Raw genomic sequence first — 1,178 nt, 5'->3', positions numbered from 1 at the left:
TGCGGATATCCGCAGCTTCGGTGACTGGCTTAGCCCCGTTACATCTTCCGCGCAGGACGACTCGATCAGTGAGCTATTACGCTTTCTTTAAATGATGGCTGCTTCTAAGCCAACATCCTGACTGTTTTAGCCTTCCCACTTCGTTTTCCACTTAGCCAATCTTTGGGACCTTAGCTGGCGGTCTGGGTTGTTTCCCTCTTGACGCCGGACGTTAGCACCCGACGTCTGTCTCCCAAGCTCGCACTCATCGGTATTCGGAGTTTGCAATGGTTTGGTAAGTCGCGATGACCCCCTAGCCATAACAGTGCTCTACCCCCGATGGTGATACTTGAGGCACTACCTAAATAGTTTTCGGAGAGAACCAGCTATTTCCAAGTTTGTTTAGCCTTTCACCCCTACCCACAGCTCATCCCCTAATTTTTCAACATTAGTGGGTTCGGACCTCCAGTGCGTGTTACCGCACCTTCATCCTGGCCATGAGTAGATCACTTGGTTTCGGGTCTACACCCAGCGACTATCGCCCTGTTCGGACTCGATTTCTCTACGGCTTCCCTATCTGGTTAACCTTGCCACTGAATGTAAGTCGCTGACCCATTATACAAAAGGTACGCAGTCACAGAACAAGTCTGCTCCTACTGTTTGTATGCACACGGTTTCAGGATCTATTTCACTCCCCTCCCGGGGTTCTTTTCGCCTTTCCCTCACGGTACTGGTTCACTATCGGTCGATTACGAGTATTTAGCCTTGGAGGATGGTCCCCCCATATTCAGACAGGATTTCTCGTGTCCCGCCCTACTTGTCGTACGCTTAGTACCACCGTTTTGATTTCGTGTACGGGACTATCACCCGCTATGGTTCCACTTTCCAGAGGATTCCACTATCAAAACGACTATCACGTACAGGCTCTTCCCATTTCGCTCGCCACTACTTTGGGAATCTCGGTTGATTTCTTTTCCTGCAGCTACTTAGATGTTTCAGTTCGCCGCGTTCGCCTCACACACCTATGTATTCAGTGAGTGATACCCTAAAAGGGTGGGTTTCCCCATTCGGAAATCTGCGGATCAAAGTTTGTTTGCTAACTCCCCGCAGCTTATCGCAAGCTACTACGTCCTTCATCGCCTGTAATCGCCAAGGCATCCGCCATGTGCACTTATTCACTTGTCCCTATAACGTTAGCT

At 49.8% G+C, this 1,178-nt stretch carries 1 rRNA gene (running past one end of the window); it reads right to left on the bottom strand.

The annotated features are described in order from the left end of the window. A 23S ribosomal RNA gene (locus GTP23_RS22350) occupies positions 1 to 1,164 on the bottom strand (its annotated part extends 1,743 nt beyond the left edge of the window); the annotation flags it as partial. Positions 1,165 to 1,178 lie beyond the last annotated feature (14 nt).

It is taken from the genome of Duganella fentianensis (genome assembly GCF_009857835.1).
GTDB lineage: Bacteria > Pseudomonadota > Gammaproteobacteria > Burkholderiales > Burkholderiaceae_D > Rugamonas > Rugamonas fentianensis.
This window is presented reverse-complemented; position numbering and strand designations above follow the sequence as displayed.